Consider the following 25,300-nt stretch of genomic DNA (forward strand, 5'->3'; position numbering starts at 1 on the left):
TTATTGAGAAGGTAGGAAAAGAATAGGTTGATTACTATTAAAATGAAAAAAGACGGCTTTCACCGTCTCTTCCTTATTAATCTTGATATTTCCAAAGAAATCCTGAAGAACTCTTTCTTTCTCCTCTACAACAGCGTGAGATACAGGTTTTGGATAGTCCAGTAATCCTACTTGCTTCTGAAACAGAGCTATATTTAGCAATAATTACCCCATCTAAAGTAAATTGAGTGACTTGTTTCTTCCTGTTAACCGTAGCAGGTTTAAAGGTCTTGTTTAGGGAATAGGACCAATAACTTCCTTTCCAAAGAGTAGCGGTTGTACATGCGTTAGAAACCCTTCGTTTATCATAATTCAAGGTTGTTTCTATCTCCTTTAAGCTACTGAAGGAATTTATTAAAACACCCGCTTCATTGAACTGATAGATTATTTTTTTGAATCCTCCCCCAGAATCAGAATTGTATCCTTGTTCTTTACTATTGTATTGCAAGATGTATTGCCTTTCCTTTTCGGCAAGTTCATTTGTTGAGTTCGCAGAATCAATTTGCTCCCATTTAAATGCATCAGCTCCATATGTAGCGATTGCTTCTTGAAAATGACCTCTTGTACCCTTATTTGCTTTTTGAATATGGTCTGCCTTACGCTCTTCTATTGACCTTGTCGTTACCCCTATGTAGGATTTTCCTGTTTCTTGATTAGTTACTTTGTAAACTATTTTCATCTTCTTTTGCATCATCCTTCTTCATTTTTAGTTGATATTTACCTTTTTCAGAACTTTCTATTTTGCCTTCGTTCCTCAATTTCTCTAAAGATTTAAAAAGCGTGTCTCTGGCCATAGTTTTTGGGTCGTTCAGTACAAATGTTTTCATTAAATCGCCACTCCGTACAGTCTGACTACCCAGACTACTCTGACTTTGAATATAGTTAAATATTAAATCTTTGTTTGTCGAGTCTTCCCTGTAATCAATTTTAACTTTACTGTCGTATAAAACACTTTTTTCTATTTCACTTATATTTTCAATCCATCTATCCTTATCGATTTTGTAAACAGTAGCTACAGAACTATTAACTTCAACATATTTATTGAATAACATACAAGAGTATTTATCCTTACTATTAGGAATATTAGCAAAGCCTAGTGCGTACTCAAACTCTTGAAGAATTACTCTGCTTCCTGCAATGTTATCCTGTTCGATAGGTCTATCGTTTCCTTTAGTATTATGATGTATAAGAATTATGGTTTTTTTAGAGCTTACAACATACTCTCTGAATTTCTTTACAAACTTAACACACTCTTTACTCGATTCAATTTGTCCTTGAAACAAGTGAGTAAGACTATCTATAATAACAATGTCTGCGTTAGATTCTTCAATGCAATCTCTAAGTGTTTTCCAATCTTCATCAGAGTCAACAGATTGAATAAATTCTTCTTCAGGTGTTAAATAATTTTCAGCAAACAATACCATTTCTTGAGAATTTAATCTAGATATCTGTTTTTTAAGTCTTGAAGACCTCATTCTTGGATTTTCCTCTAAGTTAACAAAGAGTATTTTTTTTGGTCCTCCTTTAATTTCTTTACCATAAAAGGAAGGTCTGCCTATGGCGAGTGAAATAGCGAGATTCTCTGCGAAAGTTGTTTTTCCAGTTTTACTTACTCCAACTAAGAGTCCTTTTGAGCCTTCTACTATTCCGTTCCATATTTCTGCCGGTTCTGGTTCATTTTTGAACTTCGTAATTAAATCGATTGCCCTAACTACTAATTTTGGCTTTACATTTAATGAATTACCATTTTCATTTTCCATTTTCATTTTCCATTTTGAGTTATTAATTTATTTAGTCTGACTAGTCCGACTAGTCTGACTACTCTGAGTGGACATATAAAACTATCGTACTTACATGTCGTTTTTATTAATTTAGCTATCTCATCTTTTTTATCATTTTAGTTTGTAAATCCTACTTTTCTTTCAGTAGCGTTTACAAAGATTCAAATAAATAAGAGGTTAAAATGGGGGTGTAGTATAGGTGCAGTATAAAATTGGCGCTAATATGAGGTATATGGGAAAGGAAAAGAAAGAGAATAATTTAAATATTTTGTTTGCGCAGTATAAGCAATATTTTATTGTCTGGATTTCTCAGTTTGAAGATGCTTTGTGAAGTATTTGTTCACAATTAAAGAATTCATTTTAACCTTAGTTGCTTCAGTTACTTTATAAGTCCTTAAATCTTTAGAATTAATTTTTTCAATTGACCTCTCCTTGATTTTTAAGAAACACTTGACAGCGATACGCCATTTTTGATCTCCGTTATCTTCAAATTCAAATTCAGAAGTGTTAATTATCTGTATAAAGTACTTGAGCTCACTTGTGGTGCCAATCCATTGAATTAACTTTTCAATAGGTTTGTTTTGAAAAACATACTCAAAATCTAGTAATTCTGTTTGCTCGTCAATTAGTTTTTCTTTTTTCAACACATTAAAAACAGTACGTATTCTATTATACTTTGTACCGTCTTTGTACTTGAACGAATTGTTTTTTGTGTTTTTGTTTTTGAAATTTAAATAATCATCGTTTAATTTTTCAATGGCAGTGTTTAATTCTACGATGTATTGCTTGAATTCAGGGTCTTTAAAGAAGTCTTTGAGTACTTCTTTAAGTCTTAAGATAAAGTGTTGACAAATGTTGTTTCTTTCTAATTCCGTTAGCTTTTCAAACTCATTAATAACTAGTTTCGTTTTTGACTTAAACTTTTGTAGCTTAAAGCCATTAAAAGTTATGGTCTCAGTATGAGTTATAGTGTCTGAGGAAGTTTTTAGTGCTGTAGTAAATGAAAAATCAACTAATTTTTCAAAACCACCATCGCACTCCCTGTTATTTAAATTGCAATACTCCTCATAGAATTCTTTTACTAAATAATCCGGCTTTTTAAATTCCTTAAGATCGTCGATTAATTTATCAAGTTGCATGGTGCTTGTAGCATTAAAGTTTTAGTCCTACAATATTAATCGTTTTTTAATGAGATAAAAAATGGAGAGAAGAATCTCTCCGTTTTCAATTTGTACAAAAACCTTTTTTAAGTGGTTCTTTGATAAAGGAGAAACCGTCTCAAAAGATTGGGTATTCAAAATTCAGCATAACTCCTTGTTTTATAATAGTTACTCTATAGATTCCTCAATAAGGATTTCAAAAGAGTGGTAATGGTAAGCATTCCCGTTTATTATGAAAATTGTTTTTAATTCTGTTGTTACTTTAACCTCGCTAACCCAAACTAATTGCCCTTTCCTTAGCAGTCCAACGTTGGATAAGACCTTGACTCTGAAAGGGCAAAAAAGTAATTTGAGCACATTGTAATAAGTAATTACATAAAGTTCAGTAGGCGAGCTGTATTGTAGCACATCTGCTAATTCATGGTCTTCCATAATTTCTTCTTTCTCTACTTCCCGTAAAGTGTTCTTTACCTAACAAAAGAGCTATGATTAATAATGTAGGAACCAATTGGGAATGTTGTTTTGGATCGATTTACCTAGGTCATTGATTAGTTCGTATGCGTTGACATTACGTTCTAGGTTATTATCGATGTAAGAGGATTTGTTGGCTTCTGTAAATAAGTTGTACAGATTCCAGAAACTTATCGAACCATCTGGACTTCTTGAGAAGTTTGGACACTGGTAATAGTCTTTCACAATATTGTTTATCTGACTGTCATTCAATGAAATTGGGAAGATTGACTTCTGTGTGTGCTTGTCTAAGTGCGTAAACATTCTGAATTTTCCAATTAGATGCGCAAATTGCGTTTCAGACAACTTGTATTCAATCATTCGCTCCATCATTTTTAGATGATTGTCTCTCTTGTAATTAGAGAAAAGTTCAATCATTTTATCTTCTAACTCATGTATAGAAGAGATCCTTATTTCATTGGAAAAGCCATCAGTACTAATGCACAGGTTGGTACACACCTTATTTTTGAAACCAATAAAGACTTTGAATTTTTCCATCGATTTCTTGCTATATAGGTTCTCCTGATTATACGCTCGGACTCCGCCAATGCTCAATGTAAGCTCATTTCCATTAACAATTTGCTTTGTCGAGGGTAAGTCTATAATGAAGGCACATCGTTCGTAATAAATGGTTTTTTCGTGTTCTTCAAGGTCTTTGGCAGGTTTTCCAATTGCTGATGGAATTCTTCCTTTTACTACGTGGCTTACTCTAATATTAGGTGTTTTCTGAAGTACCCCAGGCAGTAATTTTTGAATTATTTGTTGGCATTTATCTACAAACTGAAAATGGCTAATTGTTGACTCGTTATCCTTTGAGAATACAGGGATTATACAATCTTTTTCCAGATGCTCTAAGCTCACTATTTCAGTATTGGCTTCAATAAAACTACTTGATGGTTTGTTTATTATCTCGTTCTTATCTACTAGATGCTCGTTGATGCTACTATTAAGTACTAATTCCATGGTTCTTTTCAATTAATGGTTTTACAATTTCTTTTTCGTCGACTAGGTGACTAGCGATGTTTTCTATCTGGTTTTTTCTATTCATAATGGCATTGTGAATCTGCTTTTGAAGCGAAGGATATTTTGAATACACATGCTTCAATCCCTCAAGATTCTCACAAACATTGATTTCAGACATCGCTATTTCAACTGAAATCCCCAGATTACACCATTCAATAAGCTTCTTTCCGGTGGATGAATTAATTACGAATTCAGGTTTTCCAGAAAATAACCCAGTTCTATCTTTAGAAGCGGTAACAAGATGATTATCATTTATAAGCTCAAAATTGACTGTCAGCTCATATTCGAAGCCGTCTCTTGTGATTTCCTTCGTACCTAGCTTCATTACTTTAGTCTTACCGTTGCCGTCTTTATCAAGGCTGTAATCCGTTTTTCGTCGTACAGTAGTAATCACATGGCAGTTTGAATTAAGAATTTTATCGATAAAGGCTTGATGACGCGGAGTTATTTTAGCCCAATCTTGGAATCTTCCTCCAAGTTGTTCATGTAGTTCCAAGCAACCTCCTTTTCCAGACCATTCGTGTGTAATGCTGTCAATTATAACTACTTCAATTTCTTCTTTTTCACAAACCTCAATGGCTTGAATATAACGCTCTGGAGCGTATGGCTCATTCAACGACAATACGTTAAAATCGCCTAAGTGGGAGTAGAGACTGGCACTGTTATTTTCAGTGTCAATTATGGCTATTTTAGTCCAATCGTTAGTGATTCCGTAAGCTAATAGTAAGGCTGAATAAGATTTACCAAAGCCACTTGCTCCGCTTAAACCCAGTCTTAATTTCACTTGGTTTCTTTGTGCTTTTTGTAATTTCATACTGATGTTATTTGATGTTGTTATTGGTCGTTATTCGACATAATAAATTATTGTTATAAAAAAAAAGGAACCCCTTTTGGAGTCCCTTAATTACTTATAGTTAGGTGTTTTAGTACACCATTTCATTTTTCAGCACGTTGCTTTCTACGATACTTTCTTCTTCTGAAAGGTATTCGTAACGGTGCGACATTTTGATGATTTCGCCCGTTTCCCGAATGGTAAATTCATAAGGGTCTACTGTTACCTTTTTTATAGTTCCGGGCATTTGAGTTCCTAGTAGTGCCTTACAGGTTGGCTCAGTAAACGTACACGGTACTTTAGTTGTTCGCGCTGTAAAGTACGTCTTTCCGGTTTCTTTACTTTTGACAGATTCGATTCCTCCTTGTACTTCAAGAGCATAGAAGCTTTCCCCATTCTCTCTTTGATATTTTTTGTAATCTACAATTGTAACCATAGTTTTTATAATTTTAAGATTAAACATTGACGGGCATATCCCAAATTATAAAATGAGTAGGGGGTAAAGTGTGGTTTAGTAAGTGTGTGACTTTAAAAAAAAATTAAATTTTTAAAAATTGCTATTATAAATACTATCTTTTTTTAACTTTTCCTTTTCAAGTTCTATGCGTTCAATATTTCGTCTCGTTGCCTCTTTTTTTTGTCTCACGTTCTCTCTTTTATCTGCGAGTTTACCGTCTTTGATTCTTTTTTGTTGATCTGAAAGTTCTTGGTAATGAATCGTTGTTTGAATGAACTCATTAGAATGGTCACAAAGTACATTACAAGGGACACTAACTTCACTTGAATGAACTAACTTGTAAAGATTATTAGATTCAGTCAATTCAATTACTATTCCGTCTTTTATCCAAGTTGCTCCATGATCCTTTACACTATTAAACTGTTCTTCTTTATCTTCATATTCACAAATTGGGCTTCCATATCTTCCTTGTAGAATTTTGTAATAGACTTCATAATAGTATTTAGGATTGTACAAATTGGAATTTTTATTGAATTCCAATACATATTGAAGGTGCATTATTTTTAATTGATTGTTTTCTACAACATGAGTAATTTTAAACTTACAGCCTTTTTCTAGATTTAGGTAAAGGGTGTCTTTGTAGATTTTCATTATCCCCTGTTTAATGTTTTTTTTTGTAACGCTATCAAATTCAGCTTCTGTCATATTTAAATGATAATTCATAAAAAGTATTTGATTCTTCTTTGGGGTAGATTTGCTCTTTAAAGTTATTTCAGTAATTTCATCATAATAATCTACAAAGGAGGCTAGGGTTTTTTTTTCATTTTCATTTTGTTTGCAGCATGTTAGAGTTATTATCAGGAAAAATAAGATTATGTTTTTCATTTTGATGTGGTTTAAAATTTTAAAAGGGCATTACGCCTAAATAGATTAGCTTGTTGTTTTCTTTGACTTCGATTGAAAGCAGAGGGTGTTTGTGGGCAGTGTCATAAAAGTTGTAATGATGGACTTCTTTATCTGTGCCCCATGTCTGCGGTTCTATTTTCAATGTAAATTCTCCTTCTGAACTTTCATGAGCATGATTAAGCATTCCTTTAAAAAATTGATAGAAATCCTTTTTATTAGGCGCTTCTGTCTCTACCTCCGCTGACATTAGAAAAGGTAAAAATGATTCTGGATCGTTATTGATGCATGATAAAATCAATTGAGCCTTAATTTTTTCCATTGATATCGTCTTATTTTCTGGTTTTTAATTAAAACCTTAATTCATTCTGAAGATGTAATTGTTTTCCGGTACTAAATATAAATATAGCTGTCACAATACCCACTTTTAGTGATTTGTTAGCAAAGTAATTGGTTTTCAAATCATTCCATTACGGGTTTCCTCATTCTTTAAAATAAACCGCAATTCTTTTAGATTGGTGTATTACATCACTCATGGATTTTATATCAATCCACAAATCTAATTTAATTTTCGACTTATAAGTCGATATGTGAAGGGATTTTTGATTTAACCGTTTGTTTTCTTTGCTCAATGCAGAAGCATCTAGAACAGATAGAACTTGAATTAGTCAAAAGGATATACAAAGAGTTCCTTGTAAAATTCAATGGCAATAAATCTGAGTTTGCCAGAGCTGCACTATGTTCAGAAACTACCGTAAGAAGAGTCTTTAGAAATGAACAAAGAATGACTGTTGATTTACTATTGAGATTCTGTTTTGCTTTGGGTATAGATGTAAATAAAATTTTTGAAGGAATAAATATTTTAAATGAAAAATGAGCCTAAAACGTGTTAAATGCGTTAGACTCATTCTGTACTATTTTAATTTGTCCTTTAGATTAGCCATCGCTTCACTAACTTTCTTCTGCACTACCTTCCCGTAACTTTCCTGTGTAATAACCATGTTAGAATGCCCCAGTAGTTCTGACACAATTTCCATTGGAACATCATTGTACAGTAAGACAGTAGAGGCAAATGTTTTTCTAGCAATGTGGTGAGTAAGATTTTTTTCAATACCAGTTATAGCTGAAATTTCCTTGAGATAAGAATTGAATTTTTGATTACTTATTGGAGGGAATATGCGGTTACTATCGGTTGAGTAATTCTCAATGATTTCTTGAGCTTTAGGAAGTATTGGAATGGAGATTTGACGTTGTGTTTTTTCACGTTTCATCTGAATCCAGTTAATGTTGTCAAAACCTATTTGGATGTTCTGCTTCTCAAGATGTGCCATTTCATTATAGGCTAGTCCTGTGTAACAACAGAAAATGAATAGGTCTTGAATGGTGCTTAATCTCTTTTGTTGTAATACTGCTTCTTCAAGGGTTTTGAGTTCTTCAGTAGTAAGGAATATAACTGTTTTACGGACTGTTTTAGACTTGTGAAGTATAAACGGATCTCTATCCAAATAGCCTTCTGAAATGGCTTGTTTTATTGGAGTTCTAAGCCTTTGAATGGTTTTGTTGATCGTAATTTGTTCTTGTTTCTTCTCTGTCTTTAAATAGTAATCAAAATCACTTAGAAACTGTAGACTTAGTTCTTTTAAAGGAAAATCTGTTTTTTTAAATTTCCATTTCAGGAATGCTTCCAGATGATTTCCAACGTAAACGAACTTGTTATAGGTGTTGTCTTTGATTTCTAATCCTACGAGTTTTTTGATTTTGGCTAGATACTGTTTGTAGTAGGAAAGGACAAATTCACTTTTCTTTAGTTCTTTGCCAAAGTATTTGTCGTGAATGTCTTCAATAGAAAAAGGATTTTCTTGTAATCTTAAAATCATGTAGATGCTATTGATCTTAGATCTTATTTTATCAAGCTGAGAGTTGTATAGAATTGCAGATTTATGGGATTTTAGAATTACTTGGTTCTTGGTATCCCAATGCTCGGACTCAATATTAATACCTGTGCTAAGCTGTTTTCTGCTCCCATTTAGGGTTAGTCGGCAAAATAATGGAGATTGATTCTTCTTGTTTTTTCTATTCTTTCCTTCAATAAATAGAATTTTGAAATTGTCTGTTGTCATAACTTTTTGTTTTAGTCAGACATGCAATTGGTTACGATAAAAAAAGTGATGCCTTTTAGAAAAAGAGATGATGCCTAATATGTTGCCTTTTTTTGCAAAATAAGTTGGCAAGTTGGCAGAAGTCAAAAAATCTCTATTCTCTACTGAATCGCCGTGAAGTCTAGCTTTCATTACAGCTTTAAAACAAAAAAGACCTTACATCACTGTAAAGTCTTTTTAAAAAGCTCCCTCTCTTGGGCTCGAACCAAGGACCCTCTGATTAACAGTCAGATGCTCTAACCAACTGAGCTAAGAAGGAAACTGTATATTTTTATTCTGGTAATGAATGAACGTTTTTTGGTGTTTATTAGTGAGATGTGTTTCACTTGTAAAGCGGTGCAAAGATAGGGCTTAATTTGATTTCTGCAAGCAAAAATAAAACTTTTTTCAATTTTTTTTACTTCCCTACAATTGCCTTGTAAATGTCGTTTCCGTTAGCGAATAATAACAGTGTTATAAGTAATACGAAACCAACCATTTGCGCATTCTCTAAGAATTTATCACTTGGTTTTTTACCGCTGATGATTTCATATAATAAAAACATTACATGGCCACCATCAAGTGCTGGGATAGGCAATAAGTTCATTACACCAAGCATTATCGATAACAAAGCCGTGATGTTCCAGAAAACTTCCCAGCTCCATGTATTAGGGAAAATATTGTAAATAGCAGCAAAACCGCCTACTTGTTTGTAAGCACCCGTACTTGGACTGAAAATCATTTTTAATTGTTTTCCGTATCCTATTAATTGATCTTTCCCTTTTGTAATCCCTACCGGAATAGATTCTAAGAAACCAAATTCCTGCTTGCTTACTTTGTAGTAGCCCAATTTTTCAAGTGAAGCTATACTTAATCCGCCTAATTGCACACCTAATGCTGCATCTTTGTTTACAAAAACCTGAAGTTGCTCTTCTTTTTGATCACGAAGAACAGTTGCAGAAATGGTTTTGTTTTTGTTGTTTTCCAAAACCGTTTTTACCTGGTCAAAATATTTTGTTGGTTGTCCGTTAAGCGCAAGGACGATATCCTTTGGCTGTAATGAAGTGTTTTTCGATCCATCAGTAACAGATCCTATAACAAAAGGTCTTCTGATATCCAGCAATGTGCTTTTTCCCTGTTTTGATAATTGGTCCACAAAATTATTAGGCATTTTGATAGCTCGCTGAGCTCCATCTCTTTCTATCAACACCTCTTTTGCCATGATAACTTTCATAGTAAGATCATTATCAAATTTGACGATTTTTTCACCATCTACAGATACAATGTGATCGCCAGTTTTGAATCCGACAGTATTCATAACTGGACTCTCGATCAAAAGACCGTCTTTCAAATCTTCATTAGCGATATAGGTATCGCCATAAGCAAATGCCATTCCGATATAAATGATAAATGCCAAAATGAAATTTACAGTAACGCCACCCAACATAATAATCAAGCGTTGCCAAGCCGGTTTAGATCTAAATTCCCAAGGTTGCGGTGGCAAAGCCATTTGTTCCTTATCCATACTTTCGTCAATCATTCCGGAAATTTTCACATAACCACCCAAAGGCAACCAACCGATACCGTATTCAGTTTCGCCAATTTTCTTTTTTAGAAGGGAATATTTAACGTCAAAAAATAAGTAGAATTTTTCGACTCTGGTTTTAAACAGTTTAGCAGGGATGAAATGTCCTAATTCGTGAAGTATAATAAGTAATGATAAGCTCAATAAAAATTGAGAAAGCTTGATAACTATGTCCATTTTTTAATTTTAGTTCTTTTACAACTCACAAAAGTAAGGTTTTCTATTTGTTTAATTTACAATAATTGTTCCATAAGATTTTAAATATTTGTTAATTAATGGAAATTCAATCTCTCGTTTCGCTGGTGTCCCTTAACTTTACTTTTTTTAAAATAAAATTCTATTTATCTTCATTTAAATAATATACTTAAATCAATACTATGCCATCTCAATTATTTTTACCACTCCAAATAAAAAGCATCACGCTCAAAAATAGAATCGCTATTTCTCCCATGTGCCAATATTCTGCTCAAGATGGCTTTGCCAATGATTGGCATCTCGTACATCTGGGAAGTCGTGCCACCGGAGGAGCGGGATTAATCATTCAGGAAGCGACAGCGGTTTCTCCCGAAGGCAGAATTTCTCCAGAGGATTTAGGACTTTGGAAAGACGAACATATCGAAAAAATGCAACAGATTAATCGTTTTATTATCAGCCAGAATTCAGTTCCCGGAATCCAATTGGCGCATGCCGGAAGAAAAGCAAGTGCCGCAGCTCCCTGGGAAGGCGGAAGAAAATTAGACGAAACACAAGGCGGTTGGAATACCGTGGCGTCAAGTGCCGTGGCATATCATGACAACGAAAAAGCGCCCGTAGCACTGGACAAATCAGGAATCCAAAAAGTAATTGCTGACTTTAAATCAGCCACAAAAAGAGCCGTTCAAGCGGGCTTTCAAGTGTTGGAAATCCATGCCGCTCACGGGTATTTGTTGCATCAATTTCTATCGCCTTTGTCAAATTTCAGAACGGATGAATATGGCGGAAGTTTTGAAAACCGCGTCCGTTTGACACTCGAAATAGTGGAAGCAGTTCAATCAGAATGGCCGAACAACCTGCCTCTATTCGTTAGAATTTCGGCTACAGACTGGGCGGAAGGCGGTTGGAGCATCGAAGAATCAGTACAGCTTTCGAAAATACTAAAAGAAAAAGGAGTGGATTTAATTGATGTTTCTTCGGGAGGATTAGTCTCACACCAACAAATTCCTTTAGGTCCAAATTACCAAGTTCCTTTTGCGGAAAGCATAAAAAAGGAAACTGGAATGATGACAGGCGCAGTTGGTTTAATCACCGAAGCCATTCAAGCCGAGGAAATTATTGCTTCAGGAAAAGCAGATATAGTATTATTTGCCAGAGAATCGCTTAGAAATCCGAATTTAGGGTTGAAATTTGCCGAGGAACATCATGCGAATATCCAATGGCCAAAACAATACGAAAGAGCCAAAATTAAATAATTCAATTCGTGTTTGACGTAAATAAAAATTAAATGCAAAAAATTAAAACTGCTTTGCTTTCCTACGGAATGTCCGGAAAAGTATTTCATGCTCCCTTTTTAAACTTCCATCCCGGATTTGAACTCCTTGGTTCTTGGGAAAGAAGTAAAAAATTAATACATCAGGATTTCCCTTCGGTGAAAAGTTACGCCACGATGGAAGAGATATTGGAAGATGATGTTGATCTGGTGGTAGTCAATACGCCTGTAGAAACACATTACGAATATGCCAAAAAAGTTTTACTGGCCGGGAAACATGCTTTGGTCGAAAAAGCATTTACCACAACCGTTACCCAAGCGCAGGAATTAGCGGCTTTGGCCAAAGAAAAAGGATTGAAACTGGCCGTTTTTCAAAACAGGAGATGGGACAGCGATTTCAAAACGGTGCAAAAAATTATTTCGGATAATGTCCTTGGCGAAATTGTGGAAGCCGAATTCCATTTTGATCGCTACAATCCGATTTTAAGTCCAAAGCAACACAAAGAAACGGCCAATTCTGGTGCTGGAATTCTGAAGGATTTAGGTCCTCATTTAATTGATCAGGCGTTGTGTTTGTTTGGTTTACCCCAATCCGTTTTTGCGGATATCCGCATCACAAGGGAACATTCCTTGGTAGATGATTACCTTGATGTTTTACTGTATTATTCCAACTTTCGTGTCCGATTAAAAGCGGGGTTTTTTGTACGCGAAGCCATTCCGTCTTTTGTGGTTCATGGTAAGAAAGGTTCTTTCTTGAAAGCGCGTGGCGATGTACAGGAAGACGAATTAAAACTAGGTATGAAACCAAATCTGGACACCTGGGGAACTGAATCTTCAGACAAAAAAGGTTTTTTGCACACGGAAATAAACGGTGACATTGTAAAAGAATACATACCAACACTTCAAGGAAATTATTATGATTTTTTTGACGGTGTTTATAATGCTATTTTAAATGATAAACCAGAGCCAGTAACGGCACAAGATGGCGTACATGTGATGCAAATTATTGAAGCCGCTATTCAGAGCAGTGCCCAGAAAAAAGGTATTGATTTGCAAAATTAACCGCAAATTTGCGAATTTTAAAGTATAAAAATGAATTCGCAAATTCGCGGTTATCACTTTTTAGAAGTTGTAATCTGTGTTTTTTATAAACAATAACGTTGTATTTTTAGACACATGCGTTATTTTAACGCAATGAACGATTGCTTTTTGTAATTTTGTCAAATTAAATTTAAAAACTCAATTGTCTTGATCGATCTCAATTTTATATCCCGATTTAAAACCAAAGCCAAATACAAGAAAACGTATAAAAATGCTAAGGTTTCTTATCTGAACAGAATCCGTTGGGCGGTTTCGATGTTCTATTTTGGAATGGGTTTGTGTTTTGCCACTTGGGCCAGCCGAATACCTGATATAAAAACAGCATTGCATTTAAGCGAAGGCGATTTAGGAACTATTTTGTTCGCTTTACCATTAGGACAATTAGTGATAATGCCTTTCTCTGGAAAATTAGTTACCCGTTTTGGAAGCCATCGAATCTTGATATTTTCCCTGTTATTTTATATTTTTAGCCTGACAAATTTGGGATTAGCTGTTCAGACTTGGCAATTGTCATTGGGATTATTCGTGTTTGGAATCTTTGGTAATTTATCGAATATCGCTGTTAATACTCAAGGTGTTTATACCGAAGTGCTGTTCAAGAAAACCATCATGTCCTCTTTTCATGGAATGTGGAGTTTTGCAGGATTCACAGGCGCTCTGGTAGGATTGGGAATGTTAGCCTTTGAATTAACACCCTATATTCACTTTCTTATTGTTGCCGGAATCGTACTTTTGATGATGGCTTTCAACTATAAATTTTTAATAAAAGCGAAGGAAACTATCAAAACAGAAAAGGAAAAATTCTTTTCAAAACCGGACAGCGCTCTAATTTGGCTAGGAATAATCGGGTTTTGTTGCATGGCCAGTGAAGGCGTGATGTTTGACTGGAGCGGCGTTTATTTCAAAGATGTCATCAAGGCACCTGGACCATTAGTCATTTTGGGATACACCTCATTTATGATTATGATGGCGGGCGGACGATTTTTAGGAGACGGTCTCATCCATAAATTTGGCCGAAAAACAGTCTTGCAAATTAGCGGTGTCATGATTTCGGCAGGACTTTTTACAGCGGTATTTTTCCCTTTTGTCATTCCTGCAACTATTGCATTCATGTTTGTCGGATTGGGAGTTTCCACCATAGTACCCACAGTGTACAGCGTTGCCGGAAAAAACCCAAACGTTTCTCCAAGCGTAGCGTTAACCACAGTTTCTAGTGTCAGTTTTCTGGGATTTCTAATGGGTCCGCCAGTTATTGGGTATATAGCTGAGTTGTCGAGTCTGCGATTTTCATTTGCATTCATCGGTGTTTTTGGGATTCTCATTGCATTCATGGTTTCCCGAATCAAAGCAATCGAATAAATATTTTTTATTAGGAGCACAACAATTCCTTTTCCATAAAAGACAATCACCCGCTGTTCGCAGTATCTTTTTTAAACGCAACCCTTTTAGAGTTCAAAAACGCTGAAAGGGTTCAAGGCGTTTATAAAAAGGATACTTGCTGCCATCGGGGCTACTCAATACGTTTGTTTTTTCTAATAATTTTTTCAAATCGAAGTTATTAAAGCCAATTGAATTAAATTATTTTTATTGAAAATCAATAAGTTACTATTTTTTCCGTATATTTAACATTATAATTCTTTCAAGAAATAGTTTGATTGTATGCTGGATTTTAAATACCACTTTTTTCAGTATTAAATTATTAGGATTTATACCATCTTTCCAAAATTCATTTTTAATTATTTCCAAGTTGTTATTCCATTTCGGATGACGCTTTCTATGCTTTTTGTTCAACCGTTAAAAGGAATTTTAACGATTGAACTTCTCGCTAGGAATAAAAAAAATAAAAATCCTCTAGACCAAAATTTCAGTAATTATATACCATCATCATAATTTGAATATATGAATAAATTCTACATGATTTTTTTCTTTTTCGTTCAAATAGGATGCATTACGGCACAAAACAAAACGGGATTTTTTGGAAAAGTAATGGACTCCAAAACGCAAAATCCGTTAAGTTTTGTAGTCGTCAGTATTCAAAATACGACTTTAATGCAACTCACTAAAGCAGATGGTAATTTCAGTTTTGATACCGTTCCCACAGGAAATGTTTTATTTTTGGTACACAGTCAAGGTTTCAAAGATGCATTGTATCCTATAGAAATTACCCAAGGTAAAATGCTGGACTTAGGAACTATAACTTTAGAAGAAGACCAATCCGTAGAACAACAAAGTAGTTTAATAACACTTATAGAAAGTGATTTTAGTGATGACAACAGCAGTTCCGAAAGTACTTCTGGATTGTTACAATCCTCCCGTGATGCTTTTTTGCAAGCAGCGGCTTTCAATTGGGGACAAGCTCGTTTTAGAGTTCGCGGATTAGACAGCGAGCATTCCACAATGATGATCAACGGCGTTTCCATGAATAAAATCTATGATGGCAGACCCCAATGGAGCGAATGGGGTGGATTAAATGATGCGCTCCGCAATCAGGAATTCACACTCGGAACCACACCTTCGGATTATACGTTTGGCGGAATTTTAGGAACACAGGAAATCAACACGCGAGCCTCTATTTACAGACCCGGCTCCCGAATTTCATTTTCAGGGACCAATACTAATTACAGTTGGCGCACGATGGCAACACATGCTTCCGGAATGAATTCCCGCGGTTGGGCTTTTGTAGTTTCGGCAGGGAAACGCTGGGCACAAGAAGGCTATTTTGAAGGAACAAATTATAATGCGAATTCTTTTTTTATAAGTCTCGAAAAAAAACTAAACGAGAAACATTCCTTGAATCTAACGGCAATGTACACGCCCAATTCCAGAGCTAAAAATTCCCCAAACACAGCAGAAGTAACCCAACTGACTAACGTGAAATACAATTCGTATTGGGGTTTTCAGGACGGTGAGAAGAGGAATGGACGCATAAAAACTATTGAAGAACCTACGATTATGCTGAATCATTATTTTAGAATCAATGATAAAATCAATCTGAATTCGAGTGCGATGTATCAATTTGGAAAAATTGCCAACAGTAATATTGATTATCAAAATGCGAATAGTCCGGATCCAACATATTACAGAAAAATGCCCAGTTATTACAGCTCTCTTTATGCCCCGGATAACGGAGAATTTTCGGGTGAATTCACCCCAGATTATGAAAATGCGGAGAAAAGTAAAGCTCAGTTCTTAGCGTATTCCCAAATCGATTGGACGGCTTTATACCAAGCGAATCAAAATCCAGTTTTTGATAGTAGTGGATCTATTTCAGGGTATGAACCGGCAAAAAGTAAGTATGTTTTGTATGAAGATCAAGTAGAAGATCAAACGGCGGTGGCTACAACGAATTTGAGTGCGCAACTGTCAGAAAATATTTTTCTGAATGCCGGAGCGTCTTTCAAAAAACTAAAATCGCACAATTCTCAAAAATTATTGGACTTACTTGGCGGTTCTTATTTTGAAGATATTGATGCTTTTTACAACGGAAATCAATCCCAGTCTGATTTGAATAATCCAGACCGACAAGTAGTCGTTGGTGATACGTACGGATACAACTATAATTATTTTGCCAATACTTTAGCCGCTTTCACACAATTTAAATTCACTTACAATAAAGCAGATTTTTATCTGGCCCAGAATTTTTCAAGTGCTAATTATCAAAGGGAAGGATTATACAAAAACGGAATTTACGAAACCAATTCCTTCGGGAAAAGTGAGAAAGTAGCGTTTGAAAACTTTGGCTTCAAAGCCGGATTCAATTTGAAAATCTCTGGAAAACAATTGGTGACTTTCAATGTTGCACATTTGACCAAAGCGCCTTCTTTGAGAAACACGTTTGCTAATTCCCGTTTGAATAATTCGATTGTAGACGGACTCGAAAGTGAAAACATCAGTAGTTTGGACGCCAGTTATGTCTATCGTTCCCCAAAACTGAAAGCCAGACTGACGGCCTATTATGCTGTAATTAGAAACGCGACTCAAATTTCCTTTTTTTATGCCGAAGGAATTTTTGATGACGGCGCAGGTTATTTAAACACCGACGCTTTCGTGAGCCAGACATTAACGCAGTTGAATAAGAAAAATATGGGTGGAGAGTTCAGTTTGGAATACCAATTAAACCCCACGTTTAAAACCACTTTTTCGGCGGCTTTTGGGGAATATACGTATGACAGCAATCCAAAAGTGACTTTGACAAATGATGCCGAAGCTTCTTTGGAAAATACCAGTCCGGTTTTTGATTTTGGAACGGCCGCACTAAAAAATTACAAACAAGCGGGAATGCCACAACGAGCGTATTCATTGGGAATTGAATACAGAGATCCTAAATATTGGTGGATTAGCGCCAATGTAAATTATCTCACCAATAGTTATATCGATATTTCTCCTATTTCCAGAACCGAAATATTTTATAAAAATCCCGCAAGCGGTTTCAATTTTCCAGAAGCGACGGAGGAAAGAGCCGCAGTACTATTAAAACAAGAAAAATTTGACCCAACGATGTTATTGAATCTCGTGGGTGGAAAATCATGGCTGATTTATGGAAAAAATGTTGGGGTTTTTGCCAGCATCAATAACGTACTTGATGTTTCCTATAAAACAGGGGGTTATGAACAAGCCAGAAATGCTAATTTCAGACAGATTAATCAGGATGTTTCCAGTGGTACGCCTTCTTTTGGACCAAAATTTTTCTACGGATACGGAAGAACGTATTTCGTGAATCTTTATATCAATCTTTAAATTAAAGCATATGAAATCAACATTCTACAAATCCTTTTTATTTTTGCTGTTGATAATTACATTCTGTAGTTGTGTAACGGATGAGGTTGCGGCTCCAAAACTCATTTGTACACAACCGGATTTAGTTACTAATGCAACGGTTAGCGAAGTTCAGGCTGCTGCGAATGCCATTGTAACCCAATACAAATATGACGATATCATTGAGGCATATGTGGTTTCCAGCGATGAATCTGGAAATTTTTTCAAGACGATTTCCTTTCAAACTTTGGCAACAGCCACAACACCAGCGATAGGATTTAGTGTTCCTGTGGATGCTACAAATTTGTATATTGATTACAGATTGGGCAATAAAGTGTACTTAAAATTAAAAGACCAATACACGGATATTTTATTTGGCGGGATGCGTATAGGAAGCATTTTTGTAAATTCTTATAATGAAGGCGGAGTGGGTCGACTTTCTCAAAATGATTATAAAAAAGTGCTGAACGCTTCCTGTACGAATGTTAGTGAGGACTTGTTGATTCGGTCCATTTCGATGTCGGAATTACTGAACGATTCTAATTTGAATACGTTGATCGAATTGTCAGATGTTCAATTTACAGCCACCGCAATAGGACGTCATTATTTTGAAGAAACTAATAATGTGGGTGGCGCTACGAATTGGGGTTTGATGGATAAATTGGGCAATCAAGTCTATTTTAGAACGAGTAGTTTTTCTGATTTTGCGACTAAAGTAGTTCCCAATGGAAGTGGAAAAGTAAAAGGGATTTTGACAAAATTCGGAACGGATTACCAGCTATTACCGCGCTCTGAAAAGGATGTTGTGATGACCGGAACCAGAGCAATTCCTTTTTTCTCTCAAGATTTTGAAACCGTAGTTGATAAGTCGAATTTGAGTCTTCCAGATTGGGCGAATATAGTCCAAAAAGGAACGCTTTTCTGGAAAGGCACAGTCTATTCCGGAAACGGTTATGCCGAATTTAATATTACAGGAACCAAAGTCGTTTCGAATGTGGCTTGGTTGATTTCGCCAAAAATTGATATGGATGTTCACACGAAAGAAGTCTTGACTTTTAGAACGGCTCAGCATCATTTAGACGTTGATTCCCAGTTAAATTCTCTGGAAGTTTATGTTTCCAGTAATTTTGACGGGTTGAATACGGCGACAGCAACTTGGACTCCATTAGTTGTCAATTTACCCAAACAAGCTACCCCTTGGTATCAGTTTATAGGAAGTGGCGCAGTAGATTTATCTTCGTACAAAGGTAAAATCAACATTGCTTTTAAATATACAGGTTCCGGAAAAAATCTGGCTTTGGATGGTGCTTTTCAAGTAGATGATGTTCAGGTTTATGGGTATAAATAATTTTTATAAAAGGCTTGGCTTGAATTACTATATTTGCAGCCTTAACATTTAAATTAAATTATGAAATCTACTTTATTAGCCCTAATTTCTTTATTATTTGTTTCTTGTTTATCGGATAATGAAGCATCTAAACCTGTTGATTACACCGTTCAAAACGAAAAAGAAATTGTGGATTACATTGCCAAAAATAAATTGACTGCCACAAAAACCGATTCAGGGTTGTATTATGTGGTTAATGAAGCAGGAACAGGTGCGCAACCAACAGCTTCATCTAATGTAACGGTAGCTTATAAAGGTTTTTTTACCAATGGATCTGTTTTTGATGAAAGTAAAGCAGAAGGAATTTCTTTTGGATTAAATCAAGTAATAAAAGGTTGGACAGAAGGCATTCCCTATTTTAAGGAAGGTGGAAACGGAGTTCTTTTAATTCCTGCTCATCTGGGTTACGGAAGCAATGGTAGCGGACCTATTCCAGGAGGTTCTGTTCTTATTTTTGATGTCAAACTGATTAAAGTAAATTAGTTCAAGGCTATTATAAAATCACAAAAGGCTGTCTTTTCGGACAGCCTTTTGTAGTTACTTATTTTTTGATTTCAACGATGCTTATCGCATAACCTCCACCAGGAGCACTGAGTTGTGACAGTTTCGATTTATTAGTTACCGTCATTTTACGAATCGTATACGCTTGCGGATTGGTTTTATAATGCGCATCTTTTGCATCAGCATAAATCGTAGCCATATATTTTTTTCCTTTTTCCAAGAAATCAAATTTGATCGTTGAGGTACGGGAAGTATCACCATTTACATTACCGATAAACCAGTTGTTCGTCACTTTTGCTTTACGTGCAACGGTCACATATTGCCCTGGTTCTGCTTCAAGGTATTTGCTGTCTGTCCAATCTACTGCTACATCTTTAATAAACTGGAAAGCATCCGGAAAGCGATCGTAATTTTCTGGTGTATCAGCTGCCATTTGTAATGGGCTGTACATCGTTACATACAATGCCAATTGATTAGCAATCGTACTGTTAACATGAGAATTATTGTCAGGATTCAATTTGCTTAAATCCATTTCAAAAATACCCGGTGTATAATCCATCGGTCCGCCCACTAAACGTGTAAAAGGCAATACCGTTACGTGATTCGGTTTAGAACCACCAAAAGATTGATATTCTGTTCCTCTTGCGGCTTCGTTACCAATTAAATTGGGATACGTTCTGGAAATTCCCGTTGGACGAACCGCCTCATGCGCATTCACCATAATTTTATAATCGGCTGCTTTTTCTAATGCATATTGATAGTGATTGACAATCCATTGGCTGTAATGATTTTCGCCTCTTGGCATGATATCACCAACATACCCACTTTTCACGGCATCATATCCATTGTCATTCATAAACTGATACGCTTTATCCATGTGACGCTCATAGTTACGCACAGAACCCGAAGTTTCATGGTGCATAATCATTTTAACTCCTTTTGATTTGGCATATTCATGCAATCCTTTGACGTCAAAATCCGGATACGGAGTTAAAAAATCAAAAACATAATCTTTGGAGTGTCCAAACCAGTCTTCCCAACCTTCATTCCAACCTTCGACCAATACCGCATCAAAACCGTTTTTGGCTGCAAAATCAATATATTTTTTTACATTAGCGTTATTTGCACCGTGTTTCCCATTTGGTTTAGCTTTTGCAAAATCAGTAACGCCCAGTTGTACCGTTGGAAACTCATCAGTATACGCCCAAGAGCTTTTTCCTGTAATCATTTCCCACCAAACACCCACATATTTTACGGGTTTTATCCATGACGTATCTTCTATTTTAGAAGGCTCATTCAAATTCAGCGTCATTTTTGAAGCCAGAATTTCTCTTGCGTCATCACTAACAATTATGGTACGCCAAGGCGAATGGTTTGGAGCCTGCATATATCCTTTGTCTCCTTTGGCATCTGGTGTCAACCAGGATTCAAAAACCATGTTTTTATCATCCAGATTCAAATGCATGCACGAATAGTCTATTAATGCCGCTTCATGTAAATTGATATACAATCCATCCGCTGTTTTTAGCATTAGCGAAGTCTGAACTCCTGTTGTAGAAAAAGACTTTTGAGAAACATTTGCAGTAGTTGCTTTTTCTGATAAGCCTCTGATTTCAGATAATTTTGAGGTAGTATAATCGTATTCTTGGGTATCATAATCACCAGGAATCCAAAAAGCAGTATGATCGCCTGCCATGGCAAACTGTGTTCTCTCTTCTTTGATTACAAAATAAGTAAGGTTTTTTTGTGAAGGAAATTCATAACGGAATCCTAGACCATCGTCAAACAAACGAAAACGAATAACAATTTGTCTGTCGGTTTCTTTTTGGTTTAAGGTTAATGCCAATTCGTTATAATGATTGCGAATTGATGCAACTTCTCCCCAAACGGGTTTCCAATTTTCATCAAAAGTTGCTGTTTTAGTATCGATAACAGTGAAATCATTTAACAACGATTTTTTGTCATTTTTTAACTCAAGACCCAATTTACTTGGTTTTACAACTGCTTTACTTTTGTAATTTAAACTGTAACTTGGAGTTCCGTCATTTTGTAATGTAAACTCCATCACAAATTTTCCATTTGGTGATTTTAATTGCTGCGATTTTGCAGGGCTAAAAAACGCTAGCCACACTAGGGCTGTAAAAAGAAATTGCTTCATTTTTTTAAATATAAATTAATAATTAATTCCAGGTTGGGTAACAGCATGCGATTTTCACGAAATCGATTTATAAAGAATCTAAAGTTTTTAATTGAAATTTCGAATTTCGAGAAAGTAAAAGTAAACGCTTTACACGCTACATGTTTTTATCATTATAAAAAAGTAGATTTAGTTTTAGTTTTTTAGTTGTAATGTACTGATTAAATGTTTGTTATTCTAATTTGGCGCTTAAAAAAAGTGGTAGATTTATAATAAAAAAAAGGTCTTCGAGATTGTTTTAATCCCAAAGACCTCCTTAAAAAACAGGATTTTTCTATTTTAAATTGGTTCCAATCCGCATTACTTTTGCTTCAAATTCCTCACGTGGACCCGCTGCTTTGTTTTTGACTTGCGAACGGTAATTGTAAATAGTGGATACCGAATACCGAAGAAAAGTTGATATTTTTGCGCTATCCTTGATGCCCAAACGAATGAGTGCAAAGATTCTTAATTCCGTATTCAGGAGTTCGCCTTCCTTCAATTGTGTTGCTTCGTCATCAATCAATAAAGCACTGAATTCTTGTATGAAATTAGGGAAAAGTTGCAGGAAAGTCTTGTCGAAATTCGTATAAAACGCTGCGAGCTGATTTTCGACAAACTGTTTCGATTTTACGGCACTGACTAGGTCGTTCATTTTTCCTGTCATTGCCATGACATTCAATTTTCGGCGGTATTCATCTAACTTGCCTATATAGTCCGAACACTGATCCATGTAGCGGCCAATGTATATTTCCTTTAAAAGATTGGCTTCAGTCAGCGTATAATTGGTTTCGTTTAACTTCTCATTGAAGGTGTATAATTCTTTATTCAATTCCGAAAGCTTGCTGTTGGCTAAACTTAAATCCTGCTTTGCTTTGGACAATTTCTTCATTTGCTTAAAAAGTAAAAAAAGAACCGCCAACAAGAACACCGATAATATACTGGCACTTATCAAAAACAGAATTAATTGAAGTCGATTGGTTTCATTTTGTTTTTGATACGCCTCGTTGATAATGGGCAACATCTTCGATATTTCATACGTCCGTAAGCGCGCATTACAAAAAAGGGCATCTTCAAGAGAACGTTTAATGTATTTATAAGCGTGGTCTATATCTCCGTCTTCATACATTATAAAAGCCAATGAACGCAACGAAATATATTCTTTCTTAGCCAACTGCAAATCGGAAATAGCAGAAATTGTTAACCATTTTTTCTCCTGCTTAGGATCTTTTTTTCCGCGATACGCCTGGGAAATAATATAGGCAATAACAGCTCGGTCGTGACTGTTGTGAGCAATATTCGGAAAATACTTTAGTAATAAAGCCAGTGTTTCATTGTGTTTTTCAGCATCAAGAAGCATACTGGACTTCGCCATAATATACGGACTCGATTGTGTAGGATAAAAAATTAAGGAAGAATCACGGTACTTCTTGGTTAGTACAATATACTTTTCTTTTTCCTGAAGCGAAGCCGCATAATCTGACATATACCCGTAAACGACACTATTAACGGTAAAATAATAGCCTTTTAGTTCGGGCGAAGTATTGATGTCGATTGTATTAAGAATATCAGTTGCTTCCTTGTACATTCCTAATGTTCCCATTATGGAAGCCAGATTTAATCGGGCATTATTAATCTTTTGAATGTCATTTAGTCTTTCGGCTATTTGAAAACTCTTTCTTGCATAAATTAAGGCTGAATCCGACTGATAGGATTTATATTCAGCATATAATTTTCCATAAATATCATATTTTTGAATTTCAGTAGAAGTGTAGGACAGCAGCTCTTTTAGTTTGTTGATTTCACGCTCTTTTTTATTGGAATAAACAGCATAATCATCTACTGTTTTGTCTAATTCATCCAACAATTCATCAGAATTATTTTGGGCAAAAATAAAAACAGGAAATAGAAATGCAATAAGTATTGTCAGAAAGCGATTCATTCAAATGGAATTAAATTCATGTAAAAATAATTAAAAATCTAGACTAACTCCTAAAACTCGAATCGTAATAAAGTTAGAAAAATTAAATTGAAAAGGAAGCTTGCAAAGGATTTACACTATTTTATAGTTTCATTTTTTATTTCGAATAAAGTGAAGTCTTTACCAATAATAATGGATGTTCGTTTCAAAAAACTATCATTATTCACAGCTTCTGACTTTTTATAAACCCAGAACTCCATAAGTCGCTCACAAATCATTAAATTTGTAACTTATTCAAAGACATGTTAGAAAAAGAAGTAATAAATTTCGAAAAAACGGCTATAGTTGGTGTTATAACTCAAAATCAAAGTGAAGAGAAACTAAACGAATATCTTGACGAATTAGAGTTTTTGACCTTTACCGCTGGGGGCCAAGTGGTGAAACGTTTTTCACAAAAAATGGAACGTCCTAATCCCAAGACTTTTGTTGGAACTGGAAAAATAGAGGAAATCAATCTTTTTGTAAAAGAGAATGATATTTCGACTTTGGTATTTGATGATGAATTATCACCTTCCCAACAAAAAAATATATCTAAAATTATCGATTGTAAAATCCTGGATAGAACGCACCTTATCCTGGATATTTTTGCGCAACGCGCCGAAACTTCGTATGCAAGAACGCAAGTAGAATTAGCACAATGCCAATATTTATTACCAAGACTTTCCGGAATGTGGACGCACCTTGAGCGTCAAAAAGGGGGAATTGGAATGCGTGGACCTGGAGAAACGGAGATTGAAACAGACAGACGTATTGTTCGGGACCGAATCGCATTATTGAAAGAGAAAATAAAAACCATCGACAAGCAAATGGGCGTGCAACGCGGTAATCGTGGCGCAATGGTTCGTGTGGCTTTAGTAGGATATACTAATGTGGGGAAATCGACTTTGATGAATGCCGTTGGGAAAAGTGATGTTTTTGTAGAAAATAAACTTTTTGCAACTTTGGACACCACCGTTCGAAAAGTGGTTATTAAAAACTTGCCTTTCTTACTTTCGGATACCGTAGGATTTATCAGAAAATTGCCAACACAATTGGTAGATTCTTTCAAAAGTACACTGGATGAGGTTCGTGAAGCCGATTTGTTATTGCACGTAGTTGATATTTCACATCCTGAATTTGAGGATCATATCGCATCGGTAAACCAAACGTTATTGGACATCAAAGCCAATGACAAGCCGGTAATTATGGTTTTCAATAAAATCGATGCCTACAAGCATTTGACTATTGATGAAGATGATTTAATGACGGAGAAAACGCCAAGACATTACACGCTGGAAGAATGGAAATCGACTTGGATGAGTAGAGTAGGCGAACAAAATGCATTGTTTATCTCGGCTACCAATAAAGAAAATTTTGAGGAATTCAGAGAACGTGTTTACGAAGCCGTACGACACATTCACATCACCCGTTTTCCGTACAATAAGTTTTTATATCCGGATTATAAAGACGCTGTGGAGAAAGAAGAAGAAAATGAAGAATTAGAATAAAAATGAAAAGACCTTAGAA

20 protein-coding genes and 1 tRNA gene are annotated in these 25,300 nt (G+C 35.4%); 8 read left to right on the plus strand and 13 right to left on the minus strand.

Annotation, left to right across the window (positions count from 1 at the left end; genetic code table 11):
- Positions 1–76: 76 nt before the first annotated feature.
- From E0I61_RS02420 to E0I61_RS02460, 8 genes are all read right to left on the minus strand, one after another.
- A complete protein-coding gene (locus E0I61_RS02420; protein WP_235832052.1) occupies positions 77–733 on the minus strand; it encodes a GIY-YIG nuclease family protein in 657 nt (218 codons plus the stop codon).
- The gene (locus E0I61_RS02425; RefSeq protein WP_165930168.1) at positions 693–1,799 is read right to left on the minus strand and encodes an AAA family ATPase; all 1,107 of its coding nucleotides are present in this window, start codon (positions 1,797–1,799) and stop codon (positions 693–695) included. The genes E0I61_RS02420 and E0I61_RS02425 overlap by 41 nt, the downstream gene beginning before the upstream one ends.
- A gap of 314 nt (positions 1,800–2,113) precedes the next feature.
- Positions 2,114–2,959 (minus strand): hypothetical protein, encoded by an 846-nt coding sequence (locus E0I61_RS02430; protein ID WP_132069165.1) that lies wholly within the window; start codon positions 2,957–2,959, stop codon positions 2,114–2,116.
- Positions 2,960–3,469: 510 nt separating this feature from the next.
- On the minus strand, positions 3,470–4,453 hold the full coding sequence (locus E0I61_RS02440) for a DUF3871 family protein (RefSeq protein ID WP_132069169.1): 984 nt from the start codon (positions 4,451–4,453) through the stop codon (positions 3,470–3,472).
- Positions 4,437–5,297 (minus strand): AAA family ATPase, encoded by an 861-nt coding sequence (locus E0I61_RS02445; protein ID WP_235832053.1) that lies wholly within the window; start codon positions 5,295–5,297, stop codon positions 4,437–4,439. The genes E0I61_RS02440 and E0I61_RS02445 overlap by 17 nt, the downstream gene beginning before the upstream one ends.
- A gap of 139 nt (positions 5,298–5,436) precedes the next feature.
- The gene (locus tag E0I61_RS02450; RefSeq protein WP_235832054.1) at positions 5,437–5,781 is read right to left on the minus strand and encodes a hypothetical protein; all 345 of its coding nucleotides are present in this window, start codon (positions 5,779–5,781) and stop codon (positions 5,437–5,439) included.
- Positions 5,782–5,892: 111 nt separating this feature from the next.
- Entirely contained in the window at positions 5,893–6,687 is a 795-nt protein-coding gene (locus E0I61_RS02455; RefSeq protein ID WP_132069175.1) for a hypothetical protein, read from the minus strand.
- A 19-nt stretch (positions 6,688–6,706) separates the two neighbouring features.
- Complete coding sequence (locus E0I61_RS02460; RefSeq protein WP_132069177.1) at positions 6,707–7,027, minus strand: hypothetical protein; 321 nt, start codon at positions 7,025–7,027, stop codon at positions 6,707–6,709.
- A gap of 309 nt (positions 7,028–7,336) precedes the next feature.
- On the opposite strand from E0I61_RS02460, the gene E0I61_RS02465 reads away from it, so the two are divergent.
- The gene (locus E0I61_RS02465; protein ID WP_132069179.1) at positions 7,337–7,582 is read left to right on the plus strand and encodes a helix-turn-helix domain-containing protein; all 246 of its coding nucleotides are present in this window, start codon (positions 7,337–7,339) and stop codon (positions 7,580–7,582) included.
- A gap of 37 nt (positions 7,583–7,619) precedes the next feature.
- Here the strand turns inward: E0I61_RS02465 and E0I61_RS02470 are convergent, their stop codons facing one another.
- From E0I61_RS02470 to rseP, 3 genes are all read right to left on the minus strand, one after another.
- Positions 7,620–8,825, minus strand: coding sequence for a site-specific integrase (locus E0I61_RS02470; protein ID WP_132069181.1), 1,206 nt, complete (start codon positions 8,823–8,825; stop codon positions 7,620–7,622).
- A 224-nt stretch (positions 8,826–9,049) separates the two neighbouring features.
- A tRNA-Asn gene (locus E0I61_RS02475) sits at positions 9,050–9,123 on the minus strand.
- 138 nt (positions 9,124–9,261) lie between these two features.
- Positions 9,262–10,605 carry an RIP metalloprotease RseP gene (rseP, locus tag E0I61_RS02480; protein ID WP_132069183.1) on the minus strand — a complete coding sequence of 448 codons (1,344 nt, stop codon included), beginning with the start codon at positions 10,603–10,605 and terminating at the stop codon, positions 9,262–9,264.
- Between the two features lie 200 nt (positions 10,606–10,805).
- Between rseP and E0I61_RS02485 the strand changes: the two genes are divergently transcribed.
- The 6 genes from E0I61_RS02485 (at position 10,806) to E0I61_RS02510 (ending at position 19,619) form a co-directional block, all read left to right on the plus strand.
- A complete protein-coding gene (locus tag E0I61_RS02485) occupies positions 10,806–11,876 on the plus strand; it encodes an NADH:flavin oxidoreductase/NADH oxidase (protein WP_132069185.1) in 1,071 nt (356 codons plus the stop codon).
- A 32-nt stretch (positions 11,877–11,908) separates the two neighbouring features.
- Positions 11,909–12,955 (plus strand): Gfo/Idh/MocA family oxidoreductase, encoded by a 1,047-nt coding sequence (locus E0I61_RS02490; protein ID WP_132069187.1) that lies wholly within the window; start codon positions 11,909–11,911, stop codon positions 12,953–12,955.
- A gap of 186 nt (positions 12,956–13,141) precedes the next feature.
- Complete coding sequence (locus E0I61_RS02495; protein ID WP_132069189.1) at positions 13,142–14,353, plus strand: MFS transporter; 1,212 nt, start codon at positions 13,142–13,144, stop codon at positions 14,351–14,353.
- A gap of 540 nt (positions 14,354–14,893) precedes the next feature.
- Entirely contained in the window at positions 14,894–17,731 is a 2,838-nt protein-coding gene (locus tag E0I61_RS02500) for a carboxypeptidase-like regulatory domain-containing protein (RefSeq protein ID WP_132069191.1), read from the plus strand.
- 10 nt (positions 17,732–17,741) lie between these two features.
- A complete protein-coding gene (locus tag E0I61_RS02505) occupies positions 17,742–19,097 on the plus strand; it encodes a DUF5689 domain-containing protein (protein WP_132069193.1) in 1,356 nt (451 codons plus the stop codon).
- A gap of 60 nt (positions 19,098–19,157) precedes the next feature.
- Complete coding sequence (locus E0I61_RS02510) at positions 19,158–19,619, plus strand: FKBP-type peptidyl-prolyl cis-trans isomerase (protein WP_132069195.1); 462 nt, start codon at positions 19,158–19,160, stop codon at positions 19,617–19,619.
- A 58-nt stretch (positions 19,620–19,677) separates the two neighbouring features.
- Here E0I61_RS02510 and E0I61_RS02515 read toward each other — a convergent pair whose 3' ends face one another.
- Together E0I61_RS02515 and E0I61_RS02520 are read right to left on the minus strand one after the other, a co-directional pair.
- Positions 19,678–21,795: a glycoside hydrolase family 97 protein gene (locus tag E0I61_RS02515; protein WP_132069197.1), complete on the minus strand. Its 2,118-nt coding sequence runs from the start codon at positions 21,793–21,795 to the stop codon at positions 19,678–19,680.
- A gap of 313 nt (positions 21,796–22,108) precedes the next feature.
- Positions 22,109–23,755 carry a DUF6377 domain-containing protein gene (locus E0I61_RS02520; RefSeq protein ID WP_132069199.1) on the minus strand — a complete coding sequence of 549 codons (1,647 nt, stop codon included), beginning with the start codon at positions 23,753–23,755 and terminating at the stop codon, positions 22,109–22,111.
- A gap of 281 nt (positions 23,756–24,036) precedes the next feature.
- Here E0I61_RS02520 and hflX point away from each other — a divergent pair, with 281 nt between their 5' ends.
- Positions 24,037–25,281 carry a GTPase HflX gene (hflX, locus tag E0I61_RS02525; RefSeq protein ID WP_131990684.1) on the plus strand — a complete coding sequence of 415 codons (1,245 nt, stop codon included), beginning with the start codon at positions 24,037–24,039 and terminating at the stop codon, positions 25,279–25,281.
- The last annotated feature ends 19 nt before the right edge of the window (positions 25,282–25,300 follow it).

The sequence above is a fragment of the Flavobacterium ranwuense genome, from assembly GCF_004349315.1.
Lineage (GTDB): Bacteria > Bacteroidota > Bacteroidia > Flavobacteriales > Flavobacteriaceae > Flavobacterium > Flavobacterium ranwuense.

Excerpts from the sequence above, each read along its gene's own strand:
- E0I61_RS02420 (WP_235832052.1), bottom strand. The coding sequence starts at position 733 with ATGATGCAAAAGAAGATGAAAATAGTTTACAAAGTAACTAATCAAGAA.
- E0I61_RS02425 (WP_165930168.1), bottom strand. The coding sequence starts at position 1,799 with ATGGAAAATGAAAATGGTAATTCATTAAATGTAAAGCCAAAATTAGTA.
- E0I61_RS02430 (WP_132069165.1), bottom strand. The coding sequence starts at position 2,959 with ATGCAACTTGATAAATTAATCGACGATCTTAAGGAATTTAAAAAGCCG.
- E0I61_RS02440 (WP_132069169.1), bottom strand. The coding sequence starts at position 4,453 with ATGGAATTAGTACTTAATAGTAGCATCAACGAGCATCTAGTAGATAAG.
- E0I61_RS02450 (WP_235832054.1), bottom strand. The coding sequence starts at position 5,781 with ATGGTTACAATTGTAGATTACAAAAAATATCAAAGAGAGAATGGGGAA.
- E0I61_RS02455 (WP_132069175.1), bottom strand. The coding sequence starts at position 6,687 with ATGAAAAACATAATCTTATTTTTCCTGATAATAACTCTAACATGCTGC.
- E0I61_RS02460 (WP_132069177.1), bottom strand. The coding sequence starts at position 7,027 with ATGGAAAAAATTAAGGCTCAATTGATTTTATCATGCATCAATAACGAT.
- E0I61_RS02465 (WP_132069179.1), top strand. The coding sequence starts at position 7,337 with ATGCAGAAGCATCTAGAACAGATAGAACTTGAATTAGTCAAAAGGATA.
- E0I61_RS02470 (WP_132069181.1), bottom strand. The coding sequence starts at position 8,825 with ATGACAACAGACAATTTCAAAATTCTATTTATTGAAGGAAAGAATAGA.
- rseP (WP_132069183.1), bottom strand. The coding sequence starts at position 10,605 with ATGGACATAGTTATCAAGCTTTCTCAATTTTTATTGAGCTTATCATTA.
- E0I61_RS02485 (WP_132069185.1), top strand. The coding sequence starts at position 10,806 with ATGCCATCTCAATTATTTTTACCACTCCAAATAAAAAGCATCACGCTC.
- E0I61_RS02490 (WP_132069187.1), top strand. The coding sequence starts at position 11,909 with ATGCAAAAAATTAAAACTGCTTTGCTTTCCTACGGAATGTCCGGAAAA.
- E0I61_RS02500 (WP_132069191.1), top strand. The coding sequence starts at position 14,894 with ATGAATAAATTCTACATGATTTTTTTCTTTTTCGTTCAAATAGGATGC.
- E0I61_RS02505 (WP_132069193.1), top strand. The coding sequence starts at position 17,742 with ATGAAATCAACATTCTACAAATCCTTTTTATTTTTGCTGTTGATAATT.
- E0I61_RS02510 (WP_132069195.1), top strand. The coding sequence starts at position 19,158 with ATGAAATCTACTTTATTAGCCCTAATTTCTTTATTATTTGTTTCTTGT.
- E0I61_RS02515 (WP_132069197.1), bottom strand. The coding sequence starts at position 21,795 with ATGAAGCAATTTCTTTTTACAGCCCTAGTGTGGCTAGCGTTTTTTAGC.
- E0I61_RS02520 (WP_132069199.1), bottom strand. The coding sequence starts at position 23,755 with ATGAATCGCTTTCTGACAATACTTATTGCATTTCTATTTCCTGTTTTT.
- hflX (WP_131990684.1), top strand. The coding sequence starts at position 24,037 with ATGTTAGAAAAAGAAGTAATAAATTTCGAAAAAACGGCTATAGTTGGT.